This is a genomic window from Micromonospora sp. TSRI0369, from assembly GCF_001905625.1.
In the GTDB taxonomy this organism is placed as follows: Bacteria; Actinomycetota; Actinomycetes; order Mycobacteriales; family Micromonosporaceae; genus Micromonospora; species Micromonospora echinospora_A.
In genome coordinates, this window is record NZ_LIVU01000002.1 from 175,066 (window position 1) to 187,384 (window position 12,319).

Genomic DNA, 12,319 nt, shown 5'->3' on the forward strand with positions numbered 1-12,319 from the left:
ACACCTGGAGGTCGACGCGCTGCTGAACCTAGCCGAGCGGGGCGCTCCCGCGGCGCCGGTGATCGGACCCTACGCGTGAGGATTCTCGTGCTCGGTGGGACGGGCGAGGCCCGCGCGCTGGCGGCCTCGCTCGTCGACGACGGTGCCGTGGTCGTGACCTCACTGGCGGGGCGGGTCGCGCGTCCCCGGCTGCCGGTGGGGCAGGTCCGCGTCGGTGGCTTCGGCGGGATCGCAGGACTGGCCGCGTACCTGGCGGAGACCCGGGTGCGTGCCGTGGTCGACGCGACGCACCCGTTCGCGGAGAAGATCAGCGCCAACGCGGCGGCGGCGTGCCCGGCCGCCGGGGTTCCCCTGCTCCGTTTGGAACGGCCCGGCTGGGCCGCTCGCCCCGAGGCGTCGGCCTGGTACTGGGCCGGTGACCACAGTGAAGCTGCCCGGGTGGCGGCCGGTCTGGGCGACCGGCCGTTCCTCACCGTCGGACGGCAGTCGCTGGCGCACTTCGTCGAACCGTTGCGCCGGCACGCGTGCCTGGTTCGCGTGGTGGACGAGCCCGACATCGTCCTGCCGGTGTCGTGGAAGCTGCTGCGCAGCCGCGGTCCCTACACCCTCGCGCACGAGCGGGAGGTGATGGCGGGCACGGACGTTCTAGTTACCAAGGACTCCGGCGGTGACCACACGGTCGCGAAGCTGGAGGTCGCCGCCGAGCGGGCGATGCCGGTCGTGATCGTGCGCCGCGCCGGGCCGCCGGCCGGAGTGCCGCTGGTCCGTGACGTGGACGCCGCCCTGGCGTGGGTGCGGGCGTTGCCCGCACCCTGACGCGAGGTTCAGCCGGGAAGGTTCAGAGCGTGGCCGCCAGCTCCTGGCGGCGCAGCCGCTCGGCGGCACGGTCCGCGTCGCGTCCGACCAGACCGGTCAGCACTGCACCCAGGACCGCCCAAGTCGCGGCCAGGGTCGTGATCGACGAGATGCGGAAGTACCAGAGTGTGTCGGCCGGGAAGCCGCCGACCTCGTTGACCGTCGGCAGCAGAGCCCCGGCGACCACGACGACCACGAGATAGGCGCCGGCACCGGCCAGCACCGCCGAGTATGCGCCCAGCTGGGGCAGCAGACGCCGGGCCAGGACCACGGCGCCGATCGCGGCGGCCAGGCTCAGTGCCCAGAACCCGAAGTACAGCGCGGTCCGCTCGTTGATCGTGTCACCGGAGCCGACCGCCGGTGGTGTGGCGGGGTACTTGAGGAACGGCACGAGGGCGGTGGCGACGAAACCGACGGCGGCGACCACCGCGGTGCTGGCCCGTGCGGACAGGGAGCCCAGACGCCCGGCGGCGAAGGCGGCAGCGAGCGCGGTCGCTCCACCGAGGACGACGCCTACCAGGATGGTGCCCAGTGCCAGGCCCCCGGTGGACTGGGTGCCACGCGAGACTTCGGCCTCCTCCTCATCGTGGCTGTGAGACTGCTCGGCGGTGGCATTGTCGTGCGGGTGCTCGGCGGCACCGGCTTCCTCCAGGGCGATGGCTGCATCGACCTGGGGTTCGGCGACGACGTAGGAGACGAGGAAGGCCGCGAAACCGGCGATGAGCCCGGCCAACAGCCCGTGAACGAGAAAAGTGCGAGGGGTCATCAAGGGTCCGTTCGGGAGCCGGCCGCGGGCAGCACGAAACGCCCGCAGCGCCGGTGACGAGGAAAGACGAAAACTCCGGCCGGGCCGGGCGGACTGCCGCGTGGCGTGGTGTCAGTGGCAGGGGAAGCCCAGCACGTGCCGTGCGTCGTGCGTCAGCTCGTGGATGAAGGTGCCCTCGAAGACGGAGAAAGCTCCCTGCTCGGCGCCCACGAAATACAGGACGACGGCGGTGACCAGCGCGAAGAACAGCGCCCAGGGGGCGAGCGCGCGAACGGGAATGGTGGGAAGAACGGCCGGAATGGCCGTGGTCGCCTGAGGCATGACACTCCTTGGGATGCTGCGTCCCGTCGATGGGTGGTCGACCTGGCTGGAGGGTCTGGCTTCGCCGCGAGCGGCGTCACAGTAGCGCGACTGCGCCGGATTCACACCGGCTTCCTTCAGCAGGGTGGCACGACCATATCAGGTATCGGAGCAACGCGACGCTGTCGCGACTGCCTGCACGGCGGCCGGTCCGAGGGCGACGACGTGGCCGATCACCGTTACGGCGGGCGCGCCGATGCCGGCCTCGGCGGTGTCGGCGACGACGTCGGCGAGGGTACTGCGCAGCACCCGCTGGCCGGCCGAGGCGGCGTCCGCGACGACGGCGCATGGTGTGTTCCGGTCGAGACCGGCGGCGACGAGCGCGTCGGCGATGGCCGCGAGGTTGCGCATGCCCATCAGCACCACGAGGGTGGTGCCGGTGCGGGCGAGGGCGGCGTAGTCGATCGACGAGTCGGGATGGCCGGGCGGTACGTGGCCGGAGATGACGGTGAAGCCTTGCACGAGTCCGCGGTGGGTGACCGGGATGCCGGCCAGCTCCGGGGCCGCGATGCTGGAGGTCACGCCGGGTATCACGGTGGTGGGGACGCCGGCTTCGGCGCACGCGGTGACTTCCTCGAAGCCGCGGCCGAAGACGTACGAGTCGCCGCCCTTGAACCGCACAACGTGCCGTCCGGCGCGGGCGTGCTCGACAAGCAGCGCGTTGATCTGTTCCTGGCTCGTGCTCCGCCCGTACGGGATCTTGGTGACGTCGATGATCTCGGCATCCGGGCGCGCCCACTTCAGGGCCTCCCACGGGGCGAGCCGGTCGGTGAGGATCACGTCGGCCTGCTTGACGGCCGCGCGTCCGGCGACGGTGACCAGCCCTGGATCGCCCGGGCCGGCGCCGACCAGCGTGACGTGTCCGGCCGTTCGGACCGCTGCCGGCGCCCCGGCCTCCGAGGGTGCGACGGTACGCAGCACGACGTCGAACCGGCTCTCGTCGACCGGGGTGGTGACCCAGGTCAGGCGCCCGCGGAGGGCGAGGTCCTCCAGCGCGGCGCACACGGCCGGCGCGGCGACGGTGACCAGGGCGCGCCTGTGCAGCAGCGCACTGACCGTGACGGCGGCGGGTGCGCTCCCGTCGAGGACGAGCACGCTACGGCCGGTGAGGTTCAGCTGCATGTGACGGTGATTCCTAACGTGCTGAGGAGACAGCCGTCCGGTGTACGGCCTCGGTGAACGACTGGGCCAGATGCGGTTGCCCAGCCCAATGCACGTGCAGATAGGACGCGCTGAGGCTGGGGGAGGCGAATCCGGCATTGCGGCCCTCGATGCGCCAGGCGGGGTGCTCGCCGTGACCGGGTGTGACGGTGGTGCGGTGGAATTCGTGGCCGGTGGCAGCGGTTCCCCGCTCGCCGAGCAGCTGGTCCGAGCCGAGTGCGGCACGGTGGTACGCGAGGGTGAGGCGCGGCGTCATGACGGCTTCGGCGTCGAGCGCCCCGACCATGGGATGGCCGTCGACGGAGCGGCACAGATACAGCAGGCCGGCGCACTCGGCGACGGTGGGGACGCCGTCGAGGACGGCCTGGCGCAGTTCGTGGCGCAGCGTCGTGTTGGCGCTCAGCGTGGACGCGTGTACCTCGGGGAACCCCCCACCGAGGTACAACCCGCGTGTCCCGGCGGGAAGCCGCTGGTCGCGGGCCGGGTCGAACGGAACGACGGTGCAGCCCGCCGCCTGCAGCAGCTCGGTCGTCTCGGCGTACCGGAAGGTGAAGGCACGCCCGGCCGCGACCGCAACCACCGGTGATCCGGCGCCCAGCCGCCGGACGTGCGCGGCGGGATCCCATGGCTGGGCGTCCAGATCGGGTGCGGTGCGTGCCACCTGCAGCACCGCATCGAGGTCCACGTGGCGGGCGATCTGCTCGGCCAGCACGTCCAGGGCGGCGGCGGCCTCCTCACGTTCGGCTGCCGGCACGAGCCCGAGGTGGCGCGACGGGGCGCTGACACCCTGGTCGCGGTGCAGGATCCCGAGCACCGGTACGCCGGTGGATTCCACCGCCCGGGCCGCCTCGGCGGCGTGGCGGGCGGACCCGGCTTTGTTGAGCACGACACCCGCGACGGTGACGCCGGCCTCGAACGTGCCCATTCCGTGCACGACGGCCCCTACGCTGCGCGAGGTGTGCGAGACGTCCACGACCAGCAGGATCGGGGTGGCGGTCAGGGCCGCGAGGTGCGCGGTAGAGGCGAAACCGTCGCCGCCGATGCGGCCGTCGAACAGGCCCATGACCCCTTCGACGATGGCGATGTCCGCGTCGCGTGCGCCGTGCAGCAGCAGCGGGATCACGAGTGAGGGGTCGGTCAGGTGCGGGTCGAGGTTGCGGCCGGGGCGTCCGGTGGCCAGCGCGTGGTAGCCGGGGTCGATGTAGTCGGGCCCCACCTTGTGCCCCGACACGGTGTGCCCGCGCGCGGCCAGCGCGGCCATGAGCCCGGTCGCGACCGTGGTCTTGCCGTGGCCGGAGGCCGGCGCCGCGACGATCAGCCGCGGAAGGCTCACCATTCGATGCCTCGTTGGCCCTTCTGGCCGACGTCCATCGGGTGCTTGACGTGCTGCATCTCGGTCACCAGATCGGCTGCCTCGATCAGCCGGTGGTCGGCCCGGCGCCCGGTGACGATCACGTGCTGACGGCCGGGACGGTGGACCAGTGTCTCCACGACGTCGCCGACGTCGACCCAGCCCCACTGCATCGGATAGGTGAACTCGTCCAGGATGTAGAGCTGGTGCCGTTCCGCCTGGATACGGCGCTTCACCTCCGCCCAGCCCTCGGCGGCGTCCGCGGCGTGGTCCGCCTCGGTGCCGCTCTTACGGCTCCAGGACCATCCGGAGCCCATTTTGTGCCACTCGACTGGCCCGCCTTCGCCGGTCTGCTCGTGCAGCAGCCCGAGCCTCTCCAGGACGGTCTGCTCCCCGATGCGCCACTTGGCCGACTTCACGAACTGGAACACCCCGATGTCCCAGCCCTGGTTCCAAGCGCGCATCGCGATACCGAAGGCGGCGGTCGACTTGCCCTTGCCGTTTCCGGTGTGGACCATCAGCAGCGGCCGGTTGCGCCGCTGGCGGGTGGTGCTGCCGTCGTCCGGGACGGTGAGCGGCTTACCCTGCGGCATCAGGCCACCCCCGCCCGCGGAGCGGTCGCCGTGCGAACGACCCCGGTGAGCCCGTCGGCGGTCACTTCACCGAGCGGCACGTGCTCGGCCCTCAGATGAGTGGCAAGCCGGGCGGCGAGGCCGAGCCGGAATCGTCCGGTCTCGCAGTCCACGACGACGACCTGGACACCGCTGGTGGCGAGCGCGGCGGCGGCGCGGTGGGCACGACCCAGCGGGTCCGGGCCGGAGGTGGCGCGGCCGTCGGTCACCACGACGAGCAGGGGCCGGCGGGACGGGTCGCGCAGCGCCTCCCGGCGCAGCACCTCCCCACTGCGTTCCAGGCCCTCCGCGAGCGGGGTCCGGCCACCGGCCGGTAGGTCGGCCAGGCGGCGGGAGGCGACGTCGACCGAGCCGGTCGGTGGCAGGACGACCTCGGCGGTGTGCCGGCGGAACGTCACCAGTGCGACCTTGTCCCGGCGGCGGTAGGCGTCCAGCAGCAGCGACAGCACAGCGGTCTTGACCTGCTCCATGCGGCGGCGGGCCGCCATCGAACCGGACGCGTCCACGCACAGCAGCACGAGGTTCGACTCGCGCCCGACGGTCTCGGCCCGGCGCAGGTCGCCGGGCACGAGCGCGAGGCCGCGACCGCCGGTCAAGCCACCCCGGGAATGCTGATGCGGCGCCGCCGCGGTGATGGTGCCCGGCAGGTGCAGCCGGCCGTCGCCGGACGTGCGCCGCCGCTGCCCGGCGACACGGCCCTGCGGTGTTCGTGCCCGGGACCGCCGGCCGGCCTGACCGTCGCCGGTTCCTTTCACGACCAGCAAGCGGGCACGTGCGGGCTCGCCCGCGGATGCCATCGATGTGGCGGCCTGCCGTTCGGGCTCCGGTACGGGCGGGCTCTCGCCGGGAGAGCCGGGCACGTCCCCGGCCGATCCGTCGTGCCCGGTGTCGTCGGGCAGACCGCCGCCGGGACCGTCGGGTCCGGGGTCGGGGTCGTTGTGGCCGAGTAGGTCGTCCAGGCGGTCCTGGTCCAGGCCGGGCTCGTCGAAGGGGTTGCGGCGGCGGCGGTGCGGCAGCGCGAGACGGGCGGCGATGCGGATGTCCTCGAGTGTCACTCGCGTACGTCCCCGCCAGGCCGCGTGCGCCGCGGCGGCGCGAGCGGTGACGAGGTCCGCACGCAGGCCGTCCACGTCGAACGCGGCGCACAGCTCGGCGATCCTGGTCAGCGTCTCGTCGTCGAGCACGACACCGGCCAGCGAGCGCCGGGCGGCGGCCAGCCGGGTGCGCAGGGCTTCCTGCTCGCCGGCCCAGCGTGTGGCGAAGCCCTCCGGGTCGGCGTCGAATGCGAGCCGGCGGCGGACCGCCTGCACCCGCAGGACGGGGTCACGCGGGGCGGCGACCTCGACCGTCAGGCCGAACCGGTCGAGCAGCTGCGGGCGCAGTTCGCCCTCCTCCGGGTTCATCGTGCCGATCAACACGAACCGGGAGGCATGCTCGACCGAGACACCGTCGCGTTCGACGCTGACCCGGCCGGTCGCCGCGGCGTCGAGCAGCAGGTCGACCAGGTGGTCCGGCAGCAGGTTGACCTCGTCGACGTACAGCAGGCCACGATGGGCCCGGGCCAGCAGGCCAGGCTCGAACGCGACGACGCCGTCTCGCAGCGCGGCATCGAGCTTCAGCGATCCGGTCACCCGGTCGTCGCCGGCTCCGACGGGTAGTTCGACGAGGCGTACCGGCCGTTCGACGACGGGCGTGGGCACGTCGAACGGCCCGTCGGGGCAGACCGCCGAGGGATCGTCCGGGTCGATGGAGAACCGGTCGCCCGCATAGACCCGTACCGCCGGGAGCACCTCGGCGAGGCCGCGCACGGTAGTGGTCTTGGCAGTGCCCTTCTCCCCGCGGATCAGGACACCGCCGATGAGCGGATCGATCGCGACCAGGGTGAGGGCGAGAGTCATGTCGTCGGCGCCGACGACGGCACAAAAGGGGTACTGCGCTGGCATGTAGGGCTCCCGCTCGATCTGCCATGGCGGTCCACGACGCGGCATGCGCCGTGGATCGGATCGAGGCCGGTCTTCGGACTTCCCAGGTCAATGCCTGGATCACCGCAGCGGGCCCTGTGCCGGATTCTCACCGGCTTCCCAGATTCTCCCCGCGACCACGGTCGTGGGGCACCTCGAACCTGTGCATCACCATAGACGCCCCGGTGGCCGGGGCAAGGGCCGGTGGGCGGCTAGGGTGCATCTCCATGGAGGAGCGGGTGACCGTGGTGGGGATCGGGGCTGACGGGTGGGTGGGTCTGCCGGAGCCGTCCCGGGCGCTGGTGCGGGCGGCCGCGACGCTGCTCGGCGGGCGGCGGCACCTCGAGGCGGTGCCGCCCGTCGACGGCCAGCAGCGCGTGGCGTGGCCGTCGCCGCTGCGGGACAATCTGCCAGGTGTGCTCGCCTCCGCGCGAGGGCCGGTTGTCGTGCTGGCCTCCGGCGACCCGCTCGTGTCGGGTATCGGCACGACGCTGCTGGACGTCCTGGGCCCGGAGCGCGTGACGATCGTGCCCGGGGTCTCCTCGGTAGCCCTCGCCCGAGCACGTCTCGGATGGCCGGCCGAGTCCGTCACCACGGTCAGCCTGGTCGGCCGGGACCTACGGCTGATCGTGCCTGCGCTCTCGGCCGGGCGCCGGCTGCTCGTGCTGTCCAGCGACGAGACGACACCCGCGGCCGTGGCCGCGGTGCTGACCGGGCTCGGTTGGGGGCAGTCCAGGCTGGTCGTGCTCGGTGACCTCGGTGCCGCCGGTGAGTCGTGTACCGCGACCACCGCGGCCGGGTGGGACCTGAACGACGTGCCGCGGTTGAACGTTCTCGCTGTCGAAGCTCGCGGTGCCGGTCCGGGCTGGGCCTCGGGCGGCGTGTTGCCCGACGACGCGTTCGAGCACGGCGGGCAGATCACCAAACGTGACCTGCGGGCCAGTGCCCTGGCCCGGCTCGCGCCCGCGCCCGGTCAGCTGCTGTGGGACGTCGGCGCCGGCAGCGGCTCGATCGGTGTGGAGTGGATGCGGGCCTGGCCGACGGCACGGACGATCGCGGTGGAGCCCCGCTCCGACCGGGCCGCGCTGGTGCACCGCAACGCCGCTGCCCTCGGCGTGCCGGGTCTGTGTCTGGTCGAGGGTTCGGCGCCCGGGGCCCTGTCCGGCCTGGACCGTCCCGACGCGGTGTTCGTCGGCGGCGGGGCCACCGTCCCCGGCGTGCTGGACACCTGCTGGGATGCGCTCGGCGCCGGTGGACGGCTCGTCGTGCACGGTGTCACCGCCGAGACCGAGGCGGTGCTGCTGAAGCAGCACAGCCGGCGCGGCGGTGAACTCGTCCGCCTGCACGTCGAACGCGCCGAACCGCTCGGCGGCTTCACCGGCTGGACGCCCGCACGGGCAGTCAGCCAGTGGTCCATCGTCAAGGGAGATTCATGACCGTCCATTTCGTCGGGGCCGGGCCCGGCGCCGCCGACCTGCTCACCCTCCGCGCGGTACGCCTGCTCGAGTCCGCCGACGTGTGCCTGTACCCGGGCACGTACCTCGACGCCGAGGTGCTGGAGCACTGCCGTGACGACGCCCGGCTGATCGACACCCAGCACCTCGACCTGGACCAGATCACCACGCACCTGGTCCAGGCACACGCCGACGGGTCCGAGGTCGTACGGCTGTGCTCCGGTGACCCGTCGCTGTACTCGGCGGTGCACGAGCAGGCACGCCGGCTCGACGCCGCCCGGGTCCCGTGGGACGTCACGCCCGGCGTGCCGGCCTATGCGGCTGCTGCCGCCGCCGTCGGCGCCGAGCTGACCGTCCCGGAGCTGGCCCAGTCGGTCGTGCTCACCCGCGCGCAGGCCCGGTCCACGGTCATGCCGTCGGGAGAGAAGCTCGCCGCGTTCGCCGCGACCGGCGCGACGCTCGCCCTGCACCTGGCGGTCACGCGTACCCGCGAGCTGGCCGCCGAACTGGCCGGCTACTACGGCCACGACTGCCCCATAGTCGTGGTGCACCGGGTGTCGCAGCCGCAGGAGCTCATCCTGCGCGGCACGCTGGCCGACATCGGCGGCCGGGTCGAGCAGGCCGGTCTGCGACAGGCAGCGGTCATCCTGGTCGGCCCGGCGCTGGCCGGGGACGTCCGTGGCGGCGAGTCGTTCCTCTACTCGGCCGGTCGCGAGCGCCGCGTGCGCGGCTGATCAGGGCACGAAGCGCGGGCTCCAGACACGTCCGGCCGCGGTGACTCGCGTCGCCGAGGCGCCGATGATCAACAGGCATTTCATGTCGATGCTGCCGGGGTCCAGTTCGCCGAGCGAGGTGACGGTGAGACTCTCCCCGGCCCGGCCGATGTCGCGGCCCACGACCACGACCGTCCGGGGGGACTTGTGCTCCAGCAGCACGGCCCGGGCCTGCGCGACCTGTTCGGTGCGTGAGCGTGAGCGCGGGTTGTAGAGGGCCAGCACCAAATCCGCCTCGGCGACAGCGCGCAGCCGCTTGACCACGACCTCCCACGGCTTGAGCCGGTCCGACAGGCTCATCACCGCGAAATCGGCCCCGATCGGCGCGCCCGCGCGCGCCGCGACCGCCTGGACGGCGGAGATCCCGGGTACGACACGGATGGCGACGCCGGCGTAGCGGGGGTCCTCCGCGGCCTCGAACACCGCCGACGCCATGCCGAAGACGCCCGCGTCACCGCCGGAGACGACCGCGACGCGCTCACCGGCGAGCGCCAGTTCGAGCGCCTGCCGGGCCCGCTCGAGCTCGACCGTGTTGCCGGAGGCGTGGCGGACGAGTCCGGGGCGCTGCGCGACGCGCTGGACGTACGGGCCGTAGCCGACGACGTGGCCGGCCTCGGCGAGCACCTGCGACGCCTCGGGGGAGAGCCACCGATCGGGACCGGGGCCGAGGCCCACGACGACGACCTCGGCACCGGGATAAGGTTCGGTGACCCTGGTGGCCGGGAGGTCGTAACGGGCCACTCCGGGCCGGGTGTCGCCGGGGACCAGCACGATCGAGAAGTACGGCACCGTGGCGGGGTCCACGTCGGCGACAGGCAGTACCCGCTCGGCGGTCATCGACGCCCGTTCGACGTACCAGGAGCCCTCGACGCGCCCGGCCTGCTCGAGCGCCGAGCGGACCTTGGTGAACGTCCGGCCCAGCTTCATGATCACCGCCCCGTCGGTGTCGGCGAGACGCCGGGCCAGCTCGGGCTCGGGCAACGTTCCCGGCAGCACGGTCAGCACGTCGGTCTGCCGGACCAGCGGCAGGGCGGTGGTGGCGGTGGCGGCGGCGAAGGCGGGCACACCGGCGACGACCTGCGTGTCGAACTCGCCGGCGAGCCGGTCGTGCAGGTACATGAACGAGCCGTAGAGCATCGGGTCGCCCTCGGCCAGCACGACCACGTCGCGGCCCGCACGAAGGTGGGCCCGCAGCCGCTCGGCGGCTTCGGCGTAGAAGTCGGCCATCGCCCCGGCGTACCCGCCCGGGTGCTCGGTGCTCTGGGTCGTCACCGGATAGACCAGCGCCTCCTCGATCACGTCGTCCGGGAACAGCCCGGCAGCGATGCGGCGCGCGTTGGACTGTTTGCCGACACCCTGGTGGTAGGCGATGACCTGGGCCGCGCCGATCAGCCGGGCGGCTTTGAGCGTGATCAGTTCGGGATCACCCGGGCCGACCCCGACGCCGGACAGCCGCCCGGTCACTCCGCCTCCCGGGCGAGGGCGTTGAGCGCGGAGGCGGCCATCGCCGAGCCGCCCCGGCGCCCGGTCACCACGAGATAGGGCACGTCGAGGCCGGGGGCGTCGGTGGCGAGGTCGATGAGCGCCTGCTTGGACTCGGCGGCGCCGATGAATCCCACCGGCGTACCGATGATCGCAGCTGGTCGTGGCGCGCCGTCGCGCAGCATCTCCAGCAGGTGGAACAGGGCCGTGGGGGCGTTGCCGAAGGCGACGACCGCGCCGGCGAGGTGGTCGGTCCACAGCGACACCGCCGCCGCCGACCGGGTCGTTGCCCACCGGTGGGCAAGCGCCGGGACCTCGGGTTCGTGCAGAAAGCAGCGGACCTCGTTGTCACGGGGCAGGCGGGCGCGGGTAACGCCGGCGGCGACCATGTGCGCGTCGGTCAGGATCGGCGCCCCCGCCTCCAGCGCCCCGCGGGCGGCGGCCACCAGGCCGGGGTGGATCACCAGGTTGCGGGTGAGGTCGGTCTGGCCGCATGCGTGGATCATCCGCACCGCGACCTTCTCGGCGTCGGCCGGCACACCCGAAAGATCGGCCTCGGCACGGATGGTGGCGAACGAGGCGTCGTAGATCGCCGCGCCGTCGGTGACGTAGTCGTAGCGGCGTGCCGGTGTGGTGAGACTCATGCGTTCTCCAGATCGGGGACGAGCAGGGTGCGGTACGGGGTGACGACGATCTCGCCGGCGCCGAGCGCGCGGATCTCCTCCAGCAGGGGAGCGTCCACTCGGCCGCCGGAAGCCGCGAGGTGCGCGGTGACGCGGCCGTCATCCTGAACGATCCTGCCCAGCGCGGGTGGAGGTGTGCTCACCCGGGTCCGCTCGGCACGGTCGAGTACGGTGCCCAGCAGCGCGGCGCCGGCGCCGGGCAGCTCGTCGACGTGCCAGGGTGAGTCAGGCCGGTCACCCGCGAGCCCGGCGAAGCGTACGGCGAGCCCGGTCAGCGCCGCGGCGGCCTCGTCCAGCCGGATGACTGGCCCCCACGCCGAGGTTCCGGCGCGTAGCTGCGCGGTGTCCGAGTCGAGCGCCACCAACCCCAGGTCCAAGTCACGGCTGACCAGATCACCGCGGCCGTCGTCAAGCACGAACAGGAACCGTCCGGTCAGCGCGGTGAGCCGGGGCTCGGCGCGCAGCCGTGCGTCGAGTCCGGCGACGACCGGGTGTAGATCGGCCCGGCCGCCACTGCGTCCGGTCAGCGGTGAGGCGAGGATGTTGCGGACCAGCTCGTGCGACGTGGACGGTACGAGCCCGGTCGCGATGACGTCGGCGACGACGGTCTCGGGCAGCCGCCCATCGTCGTGCTCGAGACCGCGCACCTGCAGGTTGGCGCGGCTGGTCAGGTGGACCGCGCCGTCGCCGTGCGCACGGGCCACCTCCACGAGTGCGCACAGCGCCGCAGTCGGCACGATCCCGCCGGGGACGCGCACCCGCACGAGCGCGCCGTCGTCGGCGATCCATGGGCGCAGCAGGCCGGGACACAGGTCGCGGCGGGTCCTCTCGGTCACGGCGA

General features: G+C 73.0%; 12 protein-coding genes and 2 riboswitches. Of the genes, 3 read left to right on the top strand and 9 right to left on the bottom strand.

Annotated features, from left to right (window positions below):
- Positions 1-87: 87 nt before the first annotated feature.
- Positions 88-816, top strand: coding sequence for a cobalt-precorrin-6A reductase (locus tag AMK25_RS06100; protein WP_013476131.1), 729 nt, complete (start codon positions 88-90; stop codon positions 814-816).
- 22 nt (positions 817-838) lie between these two features.
- Here AMK25_RS06100 and AMK25_RS06105 read toward each other — a convergent pair whose 3' ends face one another.
- The 6 genes from AMK25_RS06105 to AMK25_RS06130 all read right to left on the bottom strand — a co-directional run bounded on the left by AMK25_RS06105 (position 839) and on the right by AMK25_RS06130 (position 7,068).
- Complete coding sequence (locus tag AMK25_RS06105) at positions 839-1,621, bottom strand: CbtA family protein (RefSeq protein ID WP_069088812.1); 783 nt, start codon at positions 1,619-1,621, stop codon at positions 839-841.
- 111 nt (positions 1,622-1,732) lie between these two features.
- On the bottom strand, positions 1,733-1,942 hold the full coding sequence (locus AMK25_RS06110; RefSeq protein WP_013476133.1) for a CbtB domain-containing protein: 210 nt from the start codon (positions 1,940-1,942) through the stop codon (positions 1,733-1,735).
- Positions 1,941-2,081: riboswitch (adenosylcobalamin (AdoCbl) riboswitch) on the bottom strand. It overlaps the preceding gene by 2 nt.
- On the bottom strand, positions 2,081-3,103 hold the full coding sequence (gene cobA, locus AMK25_RS06115; protein ID WP_069088811.1) for a uroporphyrinogen-III C-methyltransferase: 1,023 nt from the start codon (positions 3,101-3,103) through the stop codon (positions 2,081-2,083). (Overlaps the previous riboswitch by 1 nt.)
- 13 nt (positions 3,104-3,116) lie before the next feature.
- Positions 3,117-4,478 carry a cobyrinate a,c-diamide synthase gene (locus tag AMK25_RS06120; RefSeq protein WP_069088810.1) on the bottom strand — a complete coding sequence of 454 codons (1,362 nt, stop codon included), beginning with the start codon at positions 4,476-4,478 and terminating at the stop codon, positions 3,117-3,119.
- The gene (cobO, locus tag AMK25_RS06125) at positions 4,472-5,086 is read right to left on the bottom strand and encodes a cob(I)yrinic acid a,c-diamide adenosyltransferase (protein ID WP_069088809.1); all 615 of its coding nucleotides are present in this window, start codon (positions 5,084-5,086) and stop codon (positions 4,472-4,474) included. The genes AMK25_RS06120 and cobO overlap by 7 nt, the downstream gene beginning before the upstream one ends.
- Positions 5,086-7,068 (bottom strand): magnesium chelatase subunit D family protein, encoded by a 1,983-nt coding sequence (locus AMK25_RS06130; RefSeq protein ID WP_013476137.1) that lies wholly within the window; start codon positions 7,066-7,068, stop codon positions 5,086-5,088. The genes cobO and AMK25_RS06130 overlap by 1 nt, the downstream gene beginning before the upstream one ends.
- 47 nt (positions 7,069-7,115) lie before the next feature.
- Positions 7,116-7,259: riboswitch (cobalamin riboswitch) on the bottom strand.
- Between the two features lie 54 nt (positions 7,260-7,313).
- Between AMK25_RS06130 and AMK25_RS06135 the strand changes: the two genes are divergently transcribed.
- Positions 7,314-8,522 (top strand): bifunctional cobalt-precorrin-7 (C(5))-methyltransferase/cobalt-precorrin-6B (C(15))-methyltransferase, encoded by a 1,209-nt coding sequence (locus tag AMK25_RS06135; RefSeq protein WP_064448784.1) that lies wholly within the window; start codon positions 7,314-7,316, stop codon positions 8,520-8,522.
- Positions 8,519-9,274, top strand: a complete 756-nt coding sequence (locus AMK25_RS06140) for a cobalt-precorrin-4/precorrin-4 C(11)-methyltransferase (RefSeq protein ID WP_013476139.1) — start codon at positions 8,519-8,521, stop codon at positions 9,272-9,274. Before AMK25_RS06135 ends, AMK25_RS06140 begins: the two co-directional genes overlap by 4 nt.
- On the opposite strand, the gene AMK25_RS06145 is transcribed toward AMK25_RS06140, so the two are convergent.
- From AMK25_RS06145 to AMK25_RS06155, 3 genes are read right to left on the bottom strand one after another with little or no spacing between them, the layout of a single operon-like run.
- Positions 9,275-10,777 (bottom strand): precorrin-2 C(20)-methyltransferase, encoded by a 1,503-nt coding sequence (locus tag AMK25_RS06145; RefSeq protein WP_013476140.1) that lies wholly within the window; start codon positions 10,775-10,777, stop codon positions 9,275-9,277.
- Positions 10,774-11,439: a precorrin-8X methylmutase gene (locus tag AMK25_RS06150; protein WP_013476141.1), complete on the bottom strand. Its 666-nt coding sequence runs from the start codon at positions 11,437-11,439 to the stop codon at positions 10,774-10,776. Before AMK25_RS06150 ends, AMK25_RS06145 begins: the two co-directional genes overlap by 4 nt.
- Positions 11,436-12,314 carry a sulfite reductase subunit beta gene (locus AMK25_RS06155; RefSeq protein WP_043325467.1) on the bottom strand — a complete coding sequence of 293 codons (879 nt, stop codon included), beginning with the start codon at positions 12,312-12,314 and terminating at the stop codon, positions 11,436-11,438. Before AMK25_RS06155 ends, AMK25_RS06150 begins: the two co-directional genes overlap by 4 nt.
- Positions 12,315-12,319: the final 5 nt, after the last annotated feature.

Bases quoted from the DNA above. Each gene is read 5' to 3' on its own strand.
- AMK25_RS06105 (WP_069088812.1), bottom strand. From the start codon at position 1,621: ATGACCCCTCGCACTTTTCTCGTTCACGGGCTGTTGGCCGGGCTCATC.
- AMK25_RS06110 (WP_013476133.1), bottom strand. From the start codon at position 1,942: ATGCCTCAGGCGACCACGGCCATTCCGGCCGTTCTTCCCACCATTCCC.
- cobA (WP_069088811.1), bottom strand. From the start codon at position 3,103: ATGCAGCTGAACCTCACCGGCCGTAGCGTGCTCGTCCTCGACGGGAGC.
- AMK25_RS06120 (WP_069088810.1), bottom strand. From the start codon at position 4,478: ATGGTGAGCCTTCCGCGGCTGATCGTCGCGGCGCCGGCCTCCGGCCAC.
- cobO (WP_069088809.1), bottom strand. From the start codon at position 5,086: ATGCCGCAGGGTAAGCCGCTCACCGTCCCGGACGACGGCAGCACCACC.
- AMK25_RS06130 (WP_013476137.1), bottom strand. From the start codon at position 7,068: ATGCCAGCGCAGTACCCCTTTTGTGCCGTCGTCGGCGCCGACGACATG.
- AMK25_RS06135 (WP_064448784.1), top strand. From the start codon at position 7,314: ATGGAGGAGCGGGTGACCGTGGTGGGGATCGGGGCTGACGGGTGGGTG.
- AMK25_RS06140 (WP_013476139.1), top strand. From the start codon at position 8,519: ATGACCGTCCATTTCGTCGGGGCCGGGCCCGGCGCCGCCGACCTGCTC.
- AMK25_RS06150 (WP_013476141.1), bottom strand. From the start codon at position 11,439: ATGAGTCTCACCACACCGGCACGCCGCTACGACTACGTCACCGACGGC.